General features: G+C 64.8%; 18 protein-coding genes. 8 read left to right on the top strand and 10 right to left on the bottom strand.

Annotated elements, in window-relative coordinates; translation table 11 throughout:
• Positions 1-45: 45 nt before the first annotated feature.
• The 3 genes from SynWH8101_RS04200 to SynWH8101_RS14015 all read right to left on the bottom strand — a co-directional run bounded on the left by SynWH8101_RS04200 (position 46) and on the right by SynWH8101_RS14015 (position 1,004).
• The gene (locus SynWH8101_RS04200; RefSeq protein ID WP_130128691.1) at positions 46-360 is read right to left on the bottom strand and encodes a nucleotidyltransferase domain-containing protein; all 315 of its coding nucleotides are present in this window, start codon (positions 358-360) and stop codon (positions 46-48) included.
• A 2-nt stretch (positions 361-362) separates the two neighbouring features.
• On the bottom strand, positions 363-791 hold the full coding sequence (locus SynWH8101_RS04195) for a nucleotidyltransferase substrate binding protein (protein WP_130128690.1): 429 nt from the start codon (positions 789-791) through the stop codon (positions 363-365).
• 69 nt (positions 792-860) lie between these two features.
• Positions 861-1,004 (bottom strand): hypothetical protein, encoded by a 144-nt coding sequence (locus tag SynWH8101_RS14015; RefSeq protein WP_165380917.1) that lies wholly within the window; start codon positions 1,002-1,004, stop codon positions 861-863.
• Between the two features lie 68 nt (positions 1,005-1,072).
• On the opposite strand from SynWH8101_RS14015, the gene SynWH8101_RS04190 reads away from it, so the two are divergent.
• Positions 1,073-1,750: a Coq4 family protein gene (locus SynWH8101_RS04190; RefSeq protein ID WP_174719495.1), complete on the top strand. Its 678-nt coding sequence runs from the start codon at positions 1,073-1,075 to the stop codon at positions 1,748-1,750.
• Positions 1,751-1,754: 4 nt separating this feature from the next.
• On the opposite strand, the gene ychF is transcribed toward SynWH8101_RS04190, so the two are convergent.
• A complete protein-coding gene (gene ychF / locus SynWH8101_RS04185; RefSeq protein WP_130128689.1) occupies positions 1,755-2,846 on the bottom strand; it encodes a redox-regulated ATPase YchF in 1,092 nt (363 codons plus the stop codon).
• A 69-nt stretch (positions 2,847-2,915) separates the two neighbouring features.
• Here ychF and SynWH8101_RS04180 point away from each other — a divergent pair, with 69 nt between their 5' ends.
• The 3 genes from SynWH8101_RS04180 to cysS are packed head-to-tail and all read left to right on the top strand — an operon-like array spanning position 2,916 to position 8,620.
• A complete protein-coding gene (locus SynWH8101_RS04180; RefSeq protein WP_130128688.1) occupies positions 2,916-4,091 on the top strand; it encodes an efflux RND transporter periplasmic adaptor subunit in 1,176 nt (391 codons plus the stop codon).
• A gap of 38 nt (positions 4,092-4,129) precedes the next feature.
• Positions 4,130-7,057, top strand: a complete 2,928-nt coding sequence (gene polA / locus SynWH8101_RS04175; RefSeq protein WP_130128687.1) for a DNA polymerase I — start codon at positions 4,130-4,132, stop codon at positions 7,055-7,057.
• 42 nt (positions 7,058-7,099) lie between these two features.
• Positions 7,100-8,620 (top strand): cysteine--tRNA ligase, encoded by a 1,521-nt coding sequence (gene cysS, locus SynWH8101_RS04170; protein WP_130128686.1) that lies wholly within the window; start codon positions 7,100-7,102, stop codon positions 8,618-8,620.
• A gap of 25 nt (positions 8,621-8,645) precedes the next feature.
• Here cysS and SynWH8101_RS04165 read toward each other — a convergent pair whose 3' ends face one another.
• Positions 8,646-8,885 (bottom strand): hypothetical protein, encoded by a 240-nt coding sequence (locus SynWH8101_RS04165; RefSeq protein ID WP_130128685.1) that lies wholly within the window; start codon positions 8,883-8,885, stop codon positions 8,646-8,648.
• Positions 8,886-8,930: 45 nt separating this feature from the next.
• On the opposite strand from SynWH8101_RS04165, the gene SynWH8101_RS04160 reads away from it, so the two are divergent.
• On the top strand, positions 8,931-9,344 hold the full coding sequence (locus SynWH8101_RS04160; protein ID WP_130128684.1) for a DUF2721 domain-containing protein: 414 nt from the start codon (positions 8,931-8,933) through the stop codon (positions 9,342-9,344).
• A 10-nt stretch (positions 9,345-9,354) separates the two neighbouring features.
• Here the strand turns inward: SynWH8101_RS04160 and SynWH8101_RS04155 are convergent, their stop codons facing one another.
• Positions 9,355-10,695 (bottom strand): sodium-dependent transporter, encoded by a 1,341-nt coding sequence (locus SynWH8101_RS04155; protein WP_130130334.1) that lies wholly within the window; start codon positions 10,693-10,695, stop codon positions 9,355-9,357.
• 79 nt (positions 10,696-10,774) lie between these two features.
• Between SynWH8101_RS04155 and SynWH8101_RS04150 the strand changes: the two genes are divergently transcribed.
• Entirely contained in the window at positions 10,775-12,028 is a 1,254-nt protein-coding gene (locus SynWH8101_RS04150; protein ID WP_130128683.1) for a 1-deoxy-D-xylulose-5-phosphate reductoisomerase, read from the top strand.
• Complete coding sequence (locus SynWH8101_RS04145) at positions 12,025-12,357, top strand: ferredoxin (protein ID WP_130128682.1); 333 nt, start codon at positions 12,025-12,027, stop codon at positions 12,355-12,357. The genes SynWH8101_RS04150 and SynWH8101_RS04145 overlap by 4 nt, the downstream gene beginning before the upstream one ends.
• On the opposite strand, the gene SynWH8101_RS04140 is transcribed toward SynWH8101_RS04145, so the two are convergent.
• From SynWH8101_RS04140 to SynWH8101_RS04125, 4 genes are read right to left on the bottom strand one after another with little or no spacing between them, the layout of a single operon-like run.
• Positions 12,326-13,471, bottom strand: coding sequence for an alpha/beta fold hydrolase (locus SynWH8101_RS04140; protein WP_130128681.1), 1,146 nt, complete (start codon positions 13,469-13,471; stop codon positions 12,326-12,328). The genes SynWH8101_RS04145 and SynWH8101_RS04140 overlap by 32 nt on opposite strands.
• A complete protein-coding gene (locus SynWH8101_RS04135) occupies positions 13,468-14,940 on the bottom strand; it encodes an NAD(P)(+) transhydrogenase (Re/Si-specific) subunit beta (protein ID WP_130128680.1) in 1,473 nt (490 codons plus the stop codon). Before SynWH8101_RS04135 ends, SynWH8101_RS04140 begins: the two co-directional genes overlap by 4 nt.
• The gene (locus tag SynWH8101_RS04130) at positions 14,940-15,248 is read right to left on the bottom strand and encodes an NAD(P) transhydrogenase subunit alpha (RefSeq protein ID WP_007100295.1); all 309 of its coding nucleotides are present in this window, start codon (positions 15,246-15,248) and stop codon (positions 14,940-14,942) included. Before SynWH8101_RS04130 ends, SynWH8101_RS04135 begins: the two co-directional genes overlap by 1 nt.
• Positions 15,248-16,396: a Re/Si-specific NAD(P)(+) transhydrogenase subunit alpha gene (locus SynWH8101_RS04125; RefSeq protein ID WP_130128679.1), complete on the bottom strand. Its 1,149-nt coding sequence runs from the start codon at positions 16,394-16,396 to the stop codon at positions 15,248-15,250. Before SynWH8101_RS04125 ends, SynWH8101_RS04130 begins: the two co-directional genes overlap by 1 nt.
• A 118-nt stretch (positions 16,397-16,514) precedes the next feature.
• On the opposite strand from SynWH8101_RS04125, the gene SynWH8101_RS04120 reads away from it, so the two are divergent.
• Positions 16,515-17,093: an EF-1 guanine nucleotide exchange domain-containing protein gene (locus SynWH8101_RS04120; RefSeq protein WP_130128678.1), complete on the top strand. Its 579-nt coding sequence runs from the start codon at positions 16,515-16,517 to the stop codon at positions 17,091-17,093.
• The last annotated feature ends 14 nt before the right edge of the window (positions 17,094-17,107 follow it).

Below are 17,107 nucleotides of genomic sequence, written 5' to 3'. Positions count from 1 at the left end.
GCTGGCTGAGGACTACGGCGACATCGACTGAGGTGTTCTGAGGGGTTAACCCTGCCGCTGCCAGATCACACGGCCGGCGCGCTGAAGGTGATCAAGCAGCGGGGGATGGTGAATCAAATGCAGGAGTTGCAGATCGATCCGCCAGGGCAACAGCAGATCATCGAGTTCACCGCCGAGTTCCAGCAGTTCCGCCAGCGTCATGGTGGGTGCCACCAGGCAAAGATCCACATCAGACCCAGAGCGTTGACGCCCCAGAGCGCGCGAGCCATACAGGACGACGCGCTGCACCGCCGGGTGGGCCTCGATGCAGCGCAGCACTATGTCGCTGTCGCTCTCGGGTAAGCCAGGGATGGACGCCATGGTCAGCGCTGGGATCCGGCGCGCTCCAGCATGCACTGCTGCAGATTGAACAGGGCTGCCGCATACCGCTCCTGAATCAACGCGGCGATCTCATGAGCGAGCGCAGGGTTGTAGGTGTGGCTGGTGAGATTGCGACTGCGAATCATCGCCATCCAGGTGACCTCCGACCCCGCCGGCAACAGCTCTCGCAGCACCGCCTCCCGCACCGCATCGCGGGATCCGCTGATGCCACTCACCCCTTGATGCACCAGGAAATCCTTGAGCAGCAACCAACTGAGCTCGTGGGTGAATTCAAACGCTTGGATAAGCCCCTGCTCCTCCAGTTCGCTCAGCGGGCGTTGCTCGGCGATGGCCAGAGCTCTGCTGAGGGTGGCCAAGGCCCGCCCATAGTTGTCGAGACGCTGCAACCAGCGCACATCGGCCTCGGCCATCACGGAATGAAGCCATGCATCGGAACAGTACGCCGTCTGGGAGGCATGGAGGCGAACCGGCCCCAGCAATCAGGCGTGAGCCTGCAGGCTTTGGAGCGTGGCGTAACGGACCAGTTCGGCGCCCTTGAAGCCGAGCTTGCCGCTGAGGTTGCGGCAGTGGGTTTTCGGCGGTGTGCACCGACAGATGCATGCGATCGATGACGGTGATGGCATCGATTTATCCGTGGTGCAACTGAGCCTTCAGAATCACAGCGGCACTTTCCCATCGCCAATGGAGCGTCATGAGCCAAGCCCGTGAATTGCTGCGCTCCGTGCGCAACCTCACCATCCTTCGCGACCTGGCCAAAACAGGCGGTGGGCTCGACAGCATCGCCGATCTGGTTGACAACTTCCTCGACAGTGAAGCGATGGCCCTGTGCATCGAACGCTTCCGCCGGCTTCCCGGTGGTGCCGAGATGCTCGAGCAGCGCTATCCCCCCTTCCAGCCGGATGTGGAGGCGTTGGAGCGCTTGCCGCAGGGCAGCCTCGGCCATGCCTATGCCGGCATGATCCGCCGGCTCAACTACGACGCCGACTTCTTCCGCCCACGCGACACGAGCACCGAAGCGCTGTGGCTCACCCAACGCATTGCCACCACCCATGACCTGCACCATGTGGTGGCGGGCTTCAGCACCGAACCAGCCGGTGAATCGGGCGTGCTGGCGATCACTGCCACCCAGATCGGCTTTCCCGCCTTCGTGCTGCTCAACCTGCTCGCCGGGTTCCGCTCCTTCCGCTTGCAGCCCAAGGAGCTGGAGCTGATGAGCCGGGCGATCGCCCACGGCAACAGAATCGGCCTGCAGGCAGCCCCTCTGGTGGCCCAGAAATGGGAGGAGGGCTGGGAGAAACCCCTGTCGCAATGGCGCAGCGAACTCGGTGTTCAGGTCGCTGAAGCCGAACCCTTCAGCGCCACCTACTGACGCTTCAGACGTTGAACAGAAACTCCATCACATCCCCCTCTTCCACCACATACTCCTTGCCTTCACTTCGCAGCCATCCCTTGTTGCGGGCCTCGGCGAGGGAGCCGGCCTCCAACAGCTTCTGCCAGCCGATCGTCTGGGCGCGAATGAAGCCCCGCTCGAAATCGGTGTGGATCACACCGGCGGCCTGGGGGGCTGTCATGCCGGCCTTGAAGGTCCAAGCACGCGTTTCCTTCTCGCCCGTTGTGAAATAAGTGCGCAGACCGAGCAGGTTGTAAGTGGCGCGGATCAGGCTCTGCAGCCCCCCTTCACTCACCCCCAAACCCTCGAGGTAATCGGCGCGCTCCCCATCCCCGAGCTCAATCAGTTCCGCCTCCACCTGGGCAGAAATCCGCACGGTTTCGGCGCCTTCGCTGGCCGCAAGGGCCACCACCTCCTCACAGAAGCGATTGCCAGGAGCCAGATCGTCTTCGCTCACATTGGTGGCGTAGATGATCGGCTTGGCCGTGAGCAGACCGAGGGGTTTGACCATGGCGGCTTCCTCCTCGCTCAAGGCCACGCTGCGCGCTGCGCCTCCTTGCTCGAGCACCGCCTCGATCCGCTCCAGGGCCGCGTCCTCCGCCTGGGCCTCCTTGCTGGTGCGCATCTGTTTCTTCAACCGTTCGCGGCGCTTTTCCACCTGGGACAGATCGGCCAATCCCAGCTCCAAATTGATCACCTCCGCATCCCGCGCCGGCCCCACGGAGCCGGACACATGAATCACATCGTCGTCTTCAAAACAGCGCACCACATGAACGATCGCGTCCACCTCGCGGATGTTGGCCAGAAATTTGTTGCCGAGGCCCTCCCCCTGGCTGGCCCCCTTGACCAGACCGGCGATGTCAACAAATTCCATTCGGGCGGGGATCAGCTCCTTGCTGCCGCTCAGATCCGAGAGCTGCTGCAGCCGGGGATCGGGAACCGCCACGGTGCCCACATTCGGCTCAATCGTGCAAAACGGAAAATTGGCAGCCTGCGCCTGTGCGTTGGCCACCAGGGCGTTGAACAGGGTGGACTTACCAACGTTGGGCAGTCCGACGATTCCGGCTTTGAGCATGGGCGGCAATCTACCTGCGCCAGTCGGCGTCGCCCCCAGCGAGACTGGTGAGCAATTGCACGTGGGGTCATGGCCACCACCAACCGCCAGCCCCTCCCTTCATCCCAGGAGCAGGGCTTGGCTCCCCTCACCAAACTCAGCGGCCTCAAACGACGGCGTCGGCGCAGCCTCGGCCTGATCGCCGGTCTGGTGCTGGTGGGCGGTGGATTGGCGTTCTGGAGCGTCGGTCCGGGCCGCAATCGCAGCCGCGACCTGAGCGCTTACACCGTGCAAGCGGAGCGGGGCTCCCTGCCCGGAGTGATCACAGCCAGCGGCGAACTGGAGGCGATCCGGCGCGTCAATGTGAGCCCGAAACGGCAGGGGCGGCTGGAGACCCTGGATGTCGACGAAGGCGACACGGTGCAGAAGGGTCAGGTGCTCGCGCGCATGGACAGCGGCGATTTCCGCGACCGTCTCGATGAACTGAGGGCGCTGGAACGGCAGGCCCGGGCCGATTTCGAAGAAAAACGTGCCGACTTCCTGCGCAACCAGAGGTTGGAAAACAGCGGTGCCCTCAGCACCTCCGATCTCGATGGGTTCCGCTACAGGTACCACAGCAGCAAAGCCGCCCTGGCAGCCGCCCGCGAGCGCATCCAGCAACGCCAGGTGGAAGGGGAAGAGCTGCTGATCCGCGCTCCCTTCAGCGGTGTGATCACCGAGCGCTTTGCCGAACCGGGCGCTTTCGTGACCCCCACCACCACCGCCTCAGCCACCGCCGGCGCCACCAGCTCCTCGATCGTGGAACTCTCCGAAGGCCTGGAGGTGGCCGCCAAGGTGCCGGAAAGCGACATCGGCCGCATTCGCATCGGTCAGGACGCCACGGTGCGGGTGGATGCGTTCCCGGATCAACGTTTCGCAGCACGTGTGCGCGACATCGCCCCCCGCGCCGAGAAGGTCGACAACGTGATTTCCTTCGAAGTGGAGCTGTCGCTAATTAACCCGCCGCCGAAGCTGCGCATCGGCATGACCGCCGATGTGGACTTCCAGACCGGATCCACCGCCCCCAGCACCCTGGTGCCCACCGTGGCGATCGTGACGGAAAACGGCAAGCCCGGTGTGCTGCTGGTGGGCAAGAACGACCAACCCCGCTTCCAGGCGGTGGAACTCGGGGCGAGCAGCGGCAGTCAGACCGCCATTCTCAAGGGGATTCAGCCCGGCACGAAGGTGTTCATCGATCTGCCCCCCTGGGCGAAGAAGCGCGACTGATCCAGAGAGACGGATCCAACCCAACGACCCTCACCCCCATGCCCGCCAGCCCAGAGAAGCCCCTGCTGTTGCTTGTTGACGGCCACTCCCTGGCTTTTCGCAGCTTTTATGCCTTCAGCAAGGGTGGCGAAGGGGGCCTCAGCACCAAGGATGGGCGTCCCACGAGCGTGACCTACGGCTTCCTCAAGGCCCTGCTTGACAACTGCAAGGGGCTGCGTCCGCAGGGTGTGGCGATCGCCTTCGACACGGCCGAACCCACCTTCCGCCACGAGGCCGATGCCAACTACAAGGCGCACCGTGACGTGGCCCCCGAGGTGTTCTTTCAAGACCTGGAGCAGCTCCAGCAGATCCTGCGCGAGCAGCTGCAGCTGCCCCTGTGCCTGGCACCCGGCTACGAAGCGGATGACGTGCTCGGCACCCTGGCGCAACGGGCGGCCAGCGATGGCTGGCGGGTGCGGATCCTCAGCGGTGACCGCGACCTGTTCCAACTGGTGGATGACCAGCGAGACATTGCCGTGCTCTACATGGGCGGCGGGCCCTACGCCAAAAGCAGCGGCCCGAGCCTGATCGACGCAGCCGGCGTGGAAGCGAAGCTCGGGGTGACGCCGGCGTCGGTGGTGGACCTCAAGGCCCTCACCGGCGACAGCTCCGACAACATCCCAGGCGTGAAAGGTGTCGGTCCCAAAACCGCCATCAACCTGCTCAAGGAGAACGGCGACCTCGATGGGGTGTATGCGGCCCTGGCCGAGGTGGAGGCCGAAGGCCCGAAGGCGAGCCGCGGCGCGATCAAGGGCGCTCTCAAGGGCAAACTCAGCGCCGATCGCGACAACGCCTTTCTCTCCCGCAAGCTGGCTGAAATTCTGGTGGATGTTCCGCTCCCCCAGGAGCCGGATCTCGACCTGGGCACGGTGGATGCCGACGGGCTCAGCGCGCGGTTGCAGGAGCTGGAACTGAACAGTCTGGTGCGCCAGATCCCTGCGTTTGTGGCGACCTTCTCCAGCGGCGGCCTGGCGGCCAACGGCCACCTGCTGGAGAGCAGCGAGCCCCCGTCCCGCTCCGACGATCCTCCAGCGTCAGACTCCGCTCTGCCGGCACTGACGCCCACGCTGGTCACCACGCCGGAGCAGCTGGGTGAGCTGGTGCAACGGCTGATGGGCTGCACCGACCGGGCACGACCGGTGGCCCTGGACACCGAAACCAGTGACCTCAACCCCTTCCAAGCCCAGCTGGTGGGCCTGGGGGTGTGCTGGGGAGCAGAGTGCGGCGATCTCGCCTACATCCCTGTGGGCCACACCTCGGTTGCCCAGTTGCCGCTGGAGACCGTGCTCGAACAGCTGGCCCCCTGGCTGGCCAGCGATGACCACCCCAAGGCGCTGCAGAACGCCAAATACGACCGTCTGATCCTGCTGCGCCACGGCCTTCCCCTCGGCGGGGTGGTGATGGACACCCTGCTGGCCGATTACCTCCGTGATGCGGCAGCCAAACACGGCCTTGATGCGATGGCCGAGCGCGATTACGGCCTCAAACCCACCCTTTTCAGCGACCTGGTGGGCAAAGCCAAAGACGGCAAGGCCAGCAGCTTCGCCGAGGTGCCCGTCGCCCAGGCTGCCCTCTACTGCGGCATGGATGTGCATCTCACCCGTCGCCTGGCCCTTGATCTGCGCCAGCAGCTGGAGGCGATGGGCTCCCAGCTCACCGAGCTGCTCGAGCGGGTGGAACTCCCCCTGGAGCCGGTGCTGGCGCTGATGGAGGCCACGGGGATTCGCATCGACCAGCCTTACCTTGCCGAGCTCTCCAGCGAGATGGCCCAGACCCTGGAACGGCTGGAGGCCGCGGCGAAGCAGGCCGCCGGCGTCGAGTTCAACCTCGCCTCACCCAAACAACTTGGTGAGCTCCTGTTCGACACCCTCGGGCTCGATCGCAAGAAGTCGCGTCGCACCAAAACGGGCTACAGCACCGATGCCACCGTGCTGGAGAAGCTGGAACAGGATCACCCGGTGGTGCCCCTGGTGCTGGAACACCGCACGCTCAGCAAGCTGAAGAGCACCTACGTGGATGCCCTGCCCCAGCTGGTGGAAGCGGAGACCGGCCGGGTGCACACCGACTTCAACCAGGCGGTGACCGCCACAGGAAGGCTGAGCAGCAGCAACCCCAACCTGCAGAACATCCCCGTGCGCACGGAGTTCTCGCGGCGGATCCGCAAGGCCTTTCTGCCCCAGGAGGGCTGGCAGCTGCTCAGTGCCGATTACTCCCAGATCGAACTGCGCATCCTCACCCACCTGTCGGGCGAGGGGGTATTGCAACAGGCTTACCGCGACGGCGACGACGTGCATGCCCTCACCGCCCGGTTGCTGCTGGAGAAAGACGAGGTGACTGCCGATGAGCGCCGCCTCGGCAAAACGATCAATTTCGGGGTGATTTACGGCATGGGTGCTCAGCGCTTCGCGCGGGAAACCGGCGTCAGCCAGGCGGAGGCCAAGGAGTTCCTGAGCAAATACCGGCAGCGCTATCCCAAGGTGTTTGCCTTTCTCGAGCTGCAGGAGCGGCTGGCGCTCAGTCGCGGCTACGTGGAAACGATCCTGGGGCGCCGGCGCCCGTTCCACTTCGATCGCAACGGCCTCGGACGCCTGCTTGGCAAAGACCCCCTCGAGATCGATCTTGAGGTGGCACGGCGAGGCGGGATGGAGGCCCAGCAGCTGCGCGCTGCGGCCAACGCGCCGATCCAGGGCTCCAGCGCCGACATCATCAAGCTGGCGATGATCCAGTTGCAGGCGGCCCTCGACCAGCAGGCCCTACCGGCGCGGCTGCTCCTGCAAGTGCACGATGAACTGGTGCTGGAGGTGGATCCGAGCGCGCTGGAGAGGGTGCGGCAGCTGGTGGTGACCACCATGCAGCAGGCGGTGCAGCTCAGCGTGCCCCTGGTGGTGGAAACGGGCGTGGGAGCGAACTGGATGGAGGCGAAATAGGCCCCAGACCTTAGCCTCGCCGCCAGCCACGCCACCACGCTCTTGGCCCTGCGCTTCACCAACACGCTCAGCCGACGCATGGAGCCGTTCAGGCCTCTGAAAGAGGGCCAGGTGAGCATCTATTGCTGTGGGGTGACGGTCTATGACCTCTGCCACCTGGGCCATGCCCGCAGCTACATCAACTGGGATGTGCTGCGTCGCTATCTGATCTGGCGCGGCTACGCGGTGACCTTCGTGCAGAACTTCACCGACATCGACGACAAAATTCTCAACCGCGCTGCCGACGAGGGCTCGAGCATGGAGGGGGTGAGCGAGCGCAACATCGCCGCCTTCCATGCCGATATGGATGCCCTGGGAATCCTCAGGCCCGATCGCATGCCGCGCGCCACCCGCTGCCTCGACGCGATCCGCGACCTGATCGGCGAACTGGAGGCCAAGGGAGCCGCCTATTCCGCGGATGGCGATGTGTATTTCGCTGTGATGAAGCATGCCGGCTACGGCAAACTCAGCGGCCGTGATCTGAACGAGCAGCAAACGAACGCCGAGGGCCGCGTCGCCGATGCCGAAGAAGCACGCAAACAACACCCCTTCGATTTCGCTCTCTGGAAAGGGGCCAAGCCCGGCGAGCCCTCCTTCCCCTCCCCCTGGGGCGCCGGTCGACCCGGCTGGCACATCGAATGCTCGGCGATGGTGCGCGAGGAGCTGGGCGACACGATCGACATCCATCTCGGCGGTGCCGACCTGGTGTTCCCGCACCACGAGAACGAAATCGCCCAGTCGGAAGCGGCCAGCGGCCAGGAGCTGGCGCGGTTGTGGCTGCACAACGGCATGGTGAACGTGGGCGGCGAAAAGATGAGCAAGTCGCTGGGCAACTTCACCACGATCCGGGCCCTCCTGGAGAGCGGCCTCTCCGCCATGACTCTGCGTCTGTTCGTGCTGCAGGCGCACTACCGCAAACCGCTGGATTTCACGACGGAAGCCCTGGAGGCGGCCAGCAGCGGCTGGAAAGGCTTGAATGCCGCCCTCAACCTCGGCACATGCCATGACAACGCTCTGGGTTGGCCGCACACCACACCCCTGCCCTACGGCGCAGTGGTGGAAAGCAGCATCGAGCCGTTGGGTCAAGGAGGCTCAACCGACCCCGACCCGTTGCTGGGCTTGCGGCAACGCTTCATCGAAGCGATGGACGATGACCTCAACAGTTCAGGGGCCTTGGCAGTGTTGTTCGAGTTGGCTCGGCCCCTGCGCGGCCTGGCCAACCGACTCGATCGAGGCGATAACGCAGGGATCACGGCATCCGAATCGGCATTGTTGAGGTCACGCTGGCTCCTGTTGCGCGAACTGGCGGCGGTGCTGGGCCTGCGGGCGGAGGCCACACCAGAAGATGAAGCCAGCAACAGCGCGGTCGACACCACGGCGATCGAGGCGGCGATCGCAGCCCGTCAAGCTGCCAAGCAGGCCAAAAATTACGCCGAAGCCGATCTCATCCGCAGTGAACTCACGGCTCAAGGCATCGAACTGATCGACAAGCCCGGCGGCATCACCGAATGGCGACACAGCTGAGCTGAGCTGATGCAACGGGCGCAGGTCAGCGCTGCTGTCCCGTCATCAACGCCTCGATCTTGCGGATCCGCGCCAGCGTGGTGATCCACACCTCGAGCCGGAAACGCTGATCCGCCAGCTTGGGATCGGCGGGGTTGGCCGAATCGATCCAGGCCTGAAGCTCCGCCAGCTTGGCTTCGGGATCCTGCTTGGCTTCAAACGCGTCCCACAGCTCCCGCTCCAGCCGAGCCCGCTCAATGAAATTCCAGCGCTTGAGCCAGAGCATGCTGCGGATGGCGACGATGATGCAGGCTGACAGACCGCCAGGCTGATGCAACCGGAAAGCCTCTCCAAAGCGATTCAGCTCTCGGTGGCCCCGGTGTTCCTGCTCGCTGGCATCGGCGCCTTGATGAACGTGATCTCCGCCCGTCTGGCCCGGATTGTGGATGCAGCCAGGCAGGCGCGCGATGCGGCACGAGCGGGCGAACCGCTCGACGAGCAACAACGCCGCAGCTACCGCAGGCGCATGCAACTCACGATTCGAGCGATCGAACTGCTCACCGCAGCCACGCTGCTGATTTCCGCCGTGGTGGCGGTGACCTTCTTCAGCGTGATTTCCAGAGTGAACCTCACCCTGGTGGTGGTGCCCCTGTTCATCGCAGCGATGAGCCTGTTGATGCTCGCCTCGCTTTGCTTCCTGCGGGAAGTGCAGATGGCCTCGCGACATCTGCGCGAGTTGATCTGATTCAGCTAGTTCAACCCGGCAACCACCCCCACCCTCTGAGCAGATCCACCAGGCTGATCACCAGGCCTACGGCGATCACGGGCGGGGAAATCCAGCGCAGCACAAACAGCAACCAGCGGCGTAAGCCAGCCGGTGTGGCACTCCCCTTGAGATCAGCCTCAAAGCGTTGCGGCGCCGCCCAACCCAACAGGAGGGCGATCAGCAGACCGCCAAGAATCAGCATCACCCCCCCGAAGATCGAATCCATCACCTCCAACACAGGGATCGACGTGGCCGCAGGAAGACCAGCCACAAAAATCAACGCCGCACTGAACCACACCGCCCGACGCCGACTCCAACCGAGCCGATCCATCAGCGACGCCACCGGCACCTCCAACAACGACACCGACGAGGTGATCGCGGCGATGTAAGCAAGGAAGAAAAACAGCACCGCCACCACCCGTCCCGTGAGCCCAAGAGAGGCGAGTCCGGTGGGCAGAGCGATAAACAGGGTGCCCACGGTGGAGCCACTCACCACATCCTTCAGCCCGAAACTCATCACCACCGGGAAGGTGACAAGCCCGGCGAGCAGTCCGACGGCGGTGTCCATCCCCACAACAGCAATCGCTTCCCTGGGCAGATGATTCCGGCGGTCGAGATAGGCTGCATAAGCCAAGATGCAGCCGATTCCTGCCCCTATTGAAAAGAACGCCTGGGTGAAGGCGTTGCGAATGGTGGTGAAGTCGGTGAGTTCGCTGGGATCGAAATTGAGCAGAAAGGTCTCCCGACCCGCTGCAGCGCCCTCCAGACCGGAGGCCCACAGCGCCAGTCCGATCAGCAACACAAACAGCAGTGGCAGAGCCCAGCGCGACAGCCGCTCGATGCCGGCCTGCACTCCAGCCACCACGACCAGGGCCGTGAGCACCAGGCTCACCGACTGCCCCAGCAGGGCGCTATTGCCTCCGCTGATGGCCCCGAAGAAGCGTTCCGCCTCGGCCATGTCGGCCGGCAGACCCACCACCAGCGCATGCCACAGGGTGTGGCCGGTCCAGCCCATCAGCACGGCGTAGAAGGCCAGGATGCCGCTCGCTGCGGCGATGAACAGCCAGCCCATCGGCTGCCAGCGCCGGCCCGCCGCCGTGACCGGGGCCAGCAGGGGGCTATGACCCGTGCTGCGGCCCAGCACCATCTCGGCCACCAGCACCGGCAGACACACCACCAGCACAATCAGCACATACAGCAACAGGAAGGCACCACCACCACCCTGGGACGCCCGATAGGCAAAGCCCCAGAGGTTGCCCAGCCCCACCGCACTGCCGGCGGCCGCCAACACAAAGCCCAGGCCTGAACGCCAGTGTTCCTTCACCGCCATCCGCCCGTCCTCTGCCTGGCCATGGGCGGCAGTTTGCCAGGGTTCGGCATGGGAAACTGTTGCCAATTGCCGGATCGACGTGAAAGCCATCAGCGTGCTGGGCTCCACGGGCTCGATCGGCACCCAGACCCTGGAGATCGCCAGGGAGTTCCCCGACCAGTTTCGGGTTGTGGCCCTCACCGCCGGGCGCAACCTGCCCCTGCTGGTGGAGCAGATCGTGGAACATCAGCCGGAGGTGGTGGCGCTCGCCGACGCCGATCTGCTGCCTGAGCTGCGCGCAAGGCTGGAAGCCTTAGAGGCGAACCAGACACCGAAGGTTCTGCCCCAGCTCGTGGGCGGCCGTGAAGGCTTAAATGAGGCCGCCGCCTGGGAGTCGGCCGATCTTGTGGTGACCGGCATCGTCGGTTGCGCCGGCCTGCTGCCCACCCTGGCGGCCGTGCGCGCCGGCAAAGATCTAGCCCTGGCGAACAAGGAAACCCTGATCGCTGCCGGGCCGGTGGTGCTGCCCGAGCTGAAAAAGAGTGGCAGTCGCCTGTTGCCGGCCGACTCGGAGCACTCCGCCATCTTCCAGTGCCTGCAGGGCACCCCCTGGGCCGAAAACGCTCGGCTCTCCACCGGCATTCCCACTCCCGGCCTGCACCGCATTCAACTCACCGCTTCCGGTGGCGCCTTCCGCGACTGGAAAGCCGCTGATCTAGAGAAGGCAACCGTGGCCGATGCCACCTCCCATCCCAACTGGAGCATGGGCCGCAAGATCACCGTGGATTCCGCCTCACTGATGAACAAGGGGCTGGAAGTGATCGAAGCCCACTATCTGTTCGGCCTCGATTACGACCACATCGAGATCGTGATTCACCCCCAGAGCATCATCCATTCGATGATCGAACTGGCGGATTCTTCTGTGCTCGCCCAGCTGGGCTGGCCCGACATGAAACTGCCGATCCTCTACTGCCTGAGCTGGCCTTCCCGGCTCGACACCCCCTGGCGTCGTCTCAATCTCACCGAGGTGGGGCAACTGACCTTCCGCAGCCCCGATCCCGCCAAATACCCCTGCATGGAGCTGGCTTACGCCGCCGGACGGGCCGGCGGCACCATGCCGGCTGTGTTGAATGCCGCCAACGAGGAAGCCGTGGCCCAGTTCCTGCAGGAACGGATTCATTTCCTCGACATTCCCGACCTAATCGATGCCGCCTGCGAACGTCATAAGGCCGATCGGATGGATCACCCCCGCCTCGAGGATGTGCTGGAGGTAGATCAATGGGCGCGGGACACGGTGCGCGAGCAGGTGAACCGCGGCAACCGGCGCCTGGGAATGACTCCGATTGCGGCGTGATCAGCCATCACCTGCTGCTCTGTGCCACGCCTGCCAAAGCGAAGTGCTGTGATCCCAGCGTCGGCGCCGCCAGCTGGGAGGCGCTCAAGAGCGGCGTCCGCGCCCTCGATCTGGAGAACCCTCAACGACGCGAAGGCATCGTGCTGCGGAGCAAGGCGGATTGTCTGCGGGTGTGTGAGCAGGGCCCGGTGCTGCTGATCTGGCCCGACGGCATCTGGTATGGCGGCGTGACCCCGGAACGGGTGCAGCAGATCCTCGAACGCCATGTGGTGAGGGGTGAACCCTGCCACGACTGGATCATCCGCCGCACACCCCTGCATTCACTCTGAGCTGGCCAAACCAGGCCAGCGCCAGGCGATCCGACCAGCAACCCGGTTCCAGGCCGTTGCAACGACCATCGCCGCGGCCGTGAAAGCCGTTGTGGCCGCCCTGGCGCGTGAGCACCACTGACACTGGTCCCTCCGTAGCAACGGCGCCATCGCTGACCTGCAGAGCTGACTGCAGCTGTTGGGCCGCGGCCGCTGGCACCCAGGGGTCATCCAGGGCCTGCAGCAGCAGGGTCGGTGGCAGCAGGCTCCGCCGGCTGGGCTCGAGCAATCTGGGCAGCGGTGAAGCGCCTCTGTAATAGGCCTGCACGGAGGCAAAATTCCAGCGTGGAGCAGTGATCGCGGCATCAAAGGCCCGGATCGTGGCGGCCTGCTCTCCCCGCGCCATCGCCTCCAGCTGCTGCCGCTCCTGCTCACGCACACCGAAGGGATCAGCCAGGGTCTGGCGTACAAGCCGCTGCAGCAACCAACGCTGGTAGACGCGGTTGCGGGGACGCTCGATCGAAGCGCTGCAGGCGGCCAGGTCGAGGGGGCTGCTGGCGCAGAACAGACCATCGAGTAGCCCGGGAATCGCCAGAGCTGCATTCAGAAGCATGGTGCCGCCCAGGGAGAGGCCAGCACCGAAAAGCGGCAGGGGCCGTTGTGACCCGGCTGCGGCAGCCAGATCCGAGGCGAGCTCCCGGGCTCGGATCAAGGCGGGGAGGAGGTCGCTGTTGCAGGCGGCGGCGTAGGTGCCGCCGGCGAGATGGCGACCGGGATCGGCGCCGCGCAGGTTGAGCCGCAACACGGCAAAGCCGCTGGCCTGTAGGGCGAGGCCCAGCCGGCGCAACCCCTCGCGCCGGCTGGATCCACCCAGTCCATGCAGCAGCAGCACCAGCCCCTTGGGCGGCTGAGAGCTGGCGAAGGGGGTTGGACGATCGAGAAAGGCCAGCAGCTGTCCGGCCGCTGCCGCACCACTGGCCAAAGCCGGCACAGCGATCTGGAGCGGCTGCCCCTGATCCGGCGGTAAAGCCATCGGCCGAAGGGTGTCCCGCAGGGTCTGCAGGTCACCCCCCAGCCAGGGGAAGCGTTGGCGGTAAGGCGCAACTCCCAGCTGCTGGAGCAGCGGGCCGCTCACTTCTTGCCGACGCCCAGCTCCTTGAGCTCCCCGAGCAGATCACTGAGCACCTTCTTAGCATCGCCGAACACCATCGAGGTGTTGGCCAGCTCGAACAGATCGTTTTTGATGCCGGAATAGCCAGCACTCATGCCCCGCTTCACCACAAACACGGTGCGGGCCTGTTGCACATCCAGCACCGGCATGCCGTAAAGCGGCGAGTTCGGGTCGTTTTTGGCCTGGGGATTGACCACATCATTGGCACCGAGCACCAGCACCACATCGGTGGCCGGGAACTCGGGATTGATCACATCCATCTCTTTGAGTTGCTCATAGGGCACATCGGCCTCAGCGAGCAGCACATTCATATGGCCAGGCATGCGGCCAGCCACCGGGTGAATGGCGTAATCCACCTGGATACCAGCCGCTTCCAGAGAACGGGTGACTTCGCGCAGAGTGTGCTGAGCCTGAGCCACGGCAAGGCCGTAACCGGGCACGATCACAACGCGCTCCGCCGCCTCCAGGGTGAGGGCACATTCCTCCACACTGCAGCTGGTGATGTTGGTGTATTCACCGCCACCGCCACCGGCACCGGCACTGGACGTGGCGCCGAGCGCTCCGCCGAAGAGCACCGACACCAGCGAGCGGTTCATGCCATTGCACATCACCTGGGTGAGGATCAGGCCGGCAGCGCCAACCATGGCCCCCGCCACGATCAGCAGCTGGCTGCCCACCACGAAACCGGCGGCGGCGGCCGCCACACCGGAGTAGCTGTTGAGCAGGGAAATCACCACGGGCATGTCGGCACCGCCGATCGGCAGGGTGACGCCGATGCCAAGCAGACCGGAGGCCACCACCACCAACCAGAGCCCATGGGTGCTGCCGCTGAGGCGAACCATCTCCACCGCACCCACCAGGGCCGCAACCGCCAGTGCGATGTTCACAACATGACGCAGCTTGCTCTGCATCCAGGCGGGTGTGGACAGCCAGCCCTGAAGCTTGGCCATGGCCACGATCGAACCGGTGAAGGTGATCGAGCCCACGAACACGGAGATCACGATCGAGATGGTTTCCACCAGACCGGACTCACCCTCACTGCTGCCACCGATGGCGGGATAGAGGGCGACGCCGAGGGCCACCAACAGCGACGACATGCCGCCGCAGCCGTTGAAGAGCGCCACGGTTTCGGGCATGGAGGTCATCGGCACGCGCTGGGCGGTGATCGCACCGAGCACACCCCCCACCAGGGTGCCGAGGATGATCCAGGTCCAGGAGGCGGCGGTGATGCCTCCGGCCAGGCCCATGGTCAGATCACCACTGGAACTGAGGGCTTCCACCAGCACTCCAATCACCGCCAGTGCCATCGCCACGGCAGCGAGCTGGTTGGCAGAACGAGCGGATCGCACCTTCGAGAGCCCCTTGATCCCCAGCGCCAGCAGCAGAACGGCGACCAGGTCGATCACAAATTTGACAATCACAGCAGAGCTCATCAGCGGGACTCCTTGCGGGCGGGCTTACGGCCGAACATGGCCAGCATCCGATCGGTGACGAGAAAGCCGCCGATCACGTTGAAGAGGGCAAACCCCAGCGACACAGACCCGAGCAGCAGCAGGGGCGTATTACCGCTGTGACCGGCCTTGATGATCAGGGTGAGGGCCGCCAGCACCGTGATGCCGGAGATGGCATTGGCGCCGCTCATCAGCGGTGTGTGCAGGGTGGGGGGCACCTTGCCGATCAGTTCCAGACCCAGGAGGCTGCCCAGCAGCAGCACCCAGAGGGCTTCACTCAGAAAAGACATCAGTTCGATCCTCCGGGGGTAAGAACGTCGCCACGACGGATGGTGCCGTCTTGGGCCACGAGGCAACCGGCGATCAATTCATCGTCGGTGTCGAGCTTGAGCTGGCCGTCTTGGAGCGTGGGCTCGAGCAGCGACAGCAGATTGCGCGCGTAGAGGGCACTGGCGTGATTGGACACGCTGCAGGGCAGATCGTTGGCGCCGATCAGCTTCACGCCCTTGCGGTCGACGGTGCGAGAGGGTTCGGTGTCGGCGCAGTTTCCGCCCTGGGCCACGGCCAGATCCACCACCACCGAGCCAGGACGCATGCGATCGAGCATGTCTTCGCTGATCAGCCGAGGGGCGCGCCGCCCCGGCACCTGGGCGGTGCAGATTGCCACATCAGCTTGAGCCAGCTGGTCGGAAAGCTGCTGGCGCTGAGCCGCGAGGAAGGCATCGGACGCCTGCTTGGCATAGCCACCGGATTCAGCCGGTTTGTCATCCATGTCGGGGGGATCGATGAAGCGGGCCCCGAGCGATTCCACCTGTTCCTTCACCGCCGGGCGGATATCACTCACGTACACCACAGCGCCGAGGCGACGGGCGGTGGCCACCGCCTGCAACCCGGCCACACCAGCCCCCAGCACCACCACACGGGCAGGCTGGACGGTGCCAGCCGCCGTCATCAACATGGGGAAATAGCGGTCGAGAGCACCGGCCCCGAGCAGCACGGCCTTGTAGCCGGCAATATTGGCCTGGGAGGAGAGGGCGTCGGCCGCCTGGGCGCGACTGATCCGAGGCAACAACTCCAGGGCCATGGCGGAAAGGCCACCCCCCTGAAGCACCGTGGCCAGCTCGGCATTGCTGTATGGAGCGAGCAATCCCACCACCAACGCTCCGCGGCGCAGGCGAGCAAGAGCACTAACGCTGGGTTGTTGCACGCAGAGCAAGACATCGGCAGCGCCCCAGGCCTGGGAGTCGCCGGGAGCCACCAGCTCGGCGCCAGCCTCGCTGTAGGCGGTATCCACAAAACCGGCGCTAGCACCAGCGCCGCGCTCGATCGTCACCGAACAGCCCAGGCTGATGAATTTCTTGACGGTTTCAGGTGAAGCCGCAACACGGGTTTCCCCAGTCGCTGATTCAACAGGTATGAAAAGTCTGGGCAAAATCATGACGCCGTCGACCCCGGTGAGATTACGGGGTCGTGATCACGATTCCGGGAACTTTCCTGAAGATCCGAAAAGGCCTGAGCCCCACTGGCTAGGCAGAGGTTCCAGTCACGATCTCCCCATGGGCCTCACGGCGATTGAATGTCCTGACGGCGTTTGCCACAGCCACCACGGCGGCCACGCCGTGGAACGCCACGCCATGCAGGAGGTGCTGCAGGAGCACGGCCGGGAGTGGTGTGAGCGCCTGGCGGAGCGCATCTATGAGATGTCGGTGGACACCTTCTCCCAAACGGTGATGCCCAGCCTTCATGCCGCAGGCTGGCAGCGGCGCCACCTCGACTGGGAGTTCAAACTCGCTGATCAGGAATCAGAACCGGATCGCACCCTGGTGGACGGCATCATCAATGCCACCGAGAGCTTCCTACGCAGCAGTGAAGTGCATCGCCTGTTCATTCAGGAACTGGTGCAGGGCACCTTTGATGAGGCCAGCGATCAGCACCTGCGCCGCTCCGCTGTGCGTGATCTGATCGAAACCGAACTGCTGGTGATGCTGGAGGAACGCCAGGAGGAGCTGCTGGAACGCCTGACCAGCCGCTTACTCGGTGAAGCCCAGGGCAATGCCCAGCAAGCCCACCTGGCGGCCTACGAAGGGCTGCAGGAGGTGGAACGGCTGCTCACCAACCACACCGAAGCGATCTGATCAGCAGCGATCGG

The organism is Synechococcus sp. WH 8101 (assembly GCF_004209775.1).
GTDB lineage: Bacteria > Cyanobacteriota > Cyanobacteriia > PCC-6307 > Cyanobiaceae > Synechococcus_C.
The sequence above is the reverse complement of the archived record's forward strand: the minus strand, read 5'-3'. Positions and strand labels throughout refer to the sequence as shown.

Bases quoted from the DNA above. Each gene is read 5' to 3' on its own strand.
- SynWH8101_RS04200 (WP_130128691.1), bottom strand. From the start codon at position 360: ATGGCGTCCATCCCTGGCTTACCCGAGAGCGACAGCGACATAGTGCTG.
- SynWH8101_RS04125 (WP_130128679.1), bottom strand. From the start codon at position 16,396: ATGATTTTGCCCAGACTTTTCATACCTGTTGAATCAGCGACTGGGGAA.
- SynWH8101_RS04120 (WP_130128678.1), top strand. From the start codon at position 16,515: ATGGGCCTCACGGCGATTGAATGTCCTGACGGCGTTTGCCACAGCCAC.
- SynWH8101_RS04165 (WP_130128685.1), bottom strand. From the start codon at position 8,885: ATGCTCTGGCTCAAGCGCTGGAATTTCATTGAGCGGGCTCGGCTGGAG.
- polA (WP_130128687.1), top strand. From the start codon at position 4,130: ATGCCCGCCAGCCCAGAGAAGCCCCTGCTGTTGCTTGTTGACGGCCAC.
- SynWH8101_RS04135 (WP_130128680.1), bottom strand. From the start codon at position 14,940: ATGAGCTCTGCTGTGATTGTCAAATTTGTGATCGACCTGGTCGCCGTT.
- SynWH8101_RS04160 (WP_130128684.1), top strand. From the start codon at position 8,931: ATGCAACCGGAAAGCCTCTCCAAAGCGATTCAGCTCTCGGTGGCCCCG.
- SynWH8101_RS14015 (WP_165380917.1), bottom strand. From the start codon at position 1,004: ATGCCATCACCGTCATCGATCGCATGCATCTGTCGGTGCACACCGCCG.
- SynWH8101_RS04155 (WP_130130334.1), bottom strand. From the start codon at position 10,695: ATGGCGGTGAAGGAACACTGGCGTTCAGGCCTGGGCTTTGTGTTGGCG.
- SynWH8101_RS04130 (WP_007100295.1), bottom strand. From the start codon at position 15,248: ATGTCTTTTCTGAGTGAAGCCCTCTGGGTGCTGCTGCTGGGCAGCCTC.
- SynWH8101_RS04180 (WP_130128688.1), top strand. From the start codon at position 2,916: ATGGCCACCACCAACCGCCAGCCCCTCCCTTCATCCCAGGAGCAGGGC.
- ychF (WP_130128689.1), bottom strand. From the start codon at position 2,846: ATGCTCAAAGCCGGAATCGTCGGACTGCCCAACGTTGGTAAGTCCACC.
- SynWH8101_RS04190 (WP_174719495.1), top strand. From the start codon at position 1,073: ATGAGCCAAGCCCGTGAATTGCTGCGCTCCGTGCGCAACCTCACCATC.
- SynWH8101_RS04195 (WP_130128690.1), bottom strand. From the start codon at position 791: ATGGCCGAGGCCGATGTGCGCTGGTTGCAGCGTCTCGACAACTATGGG.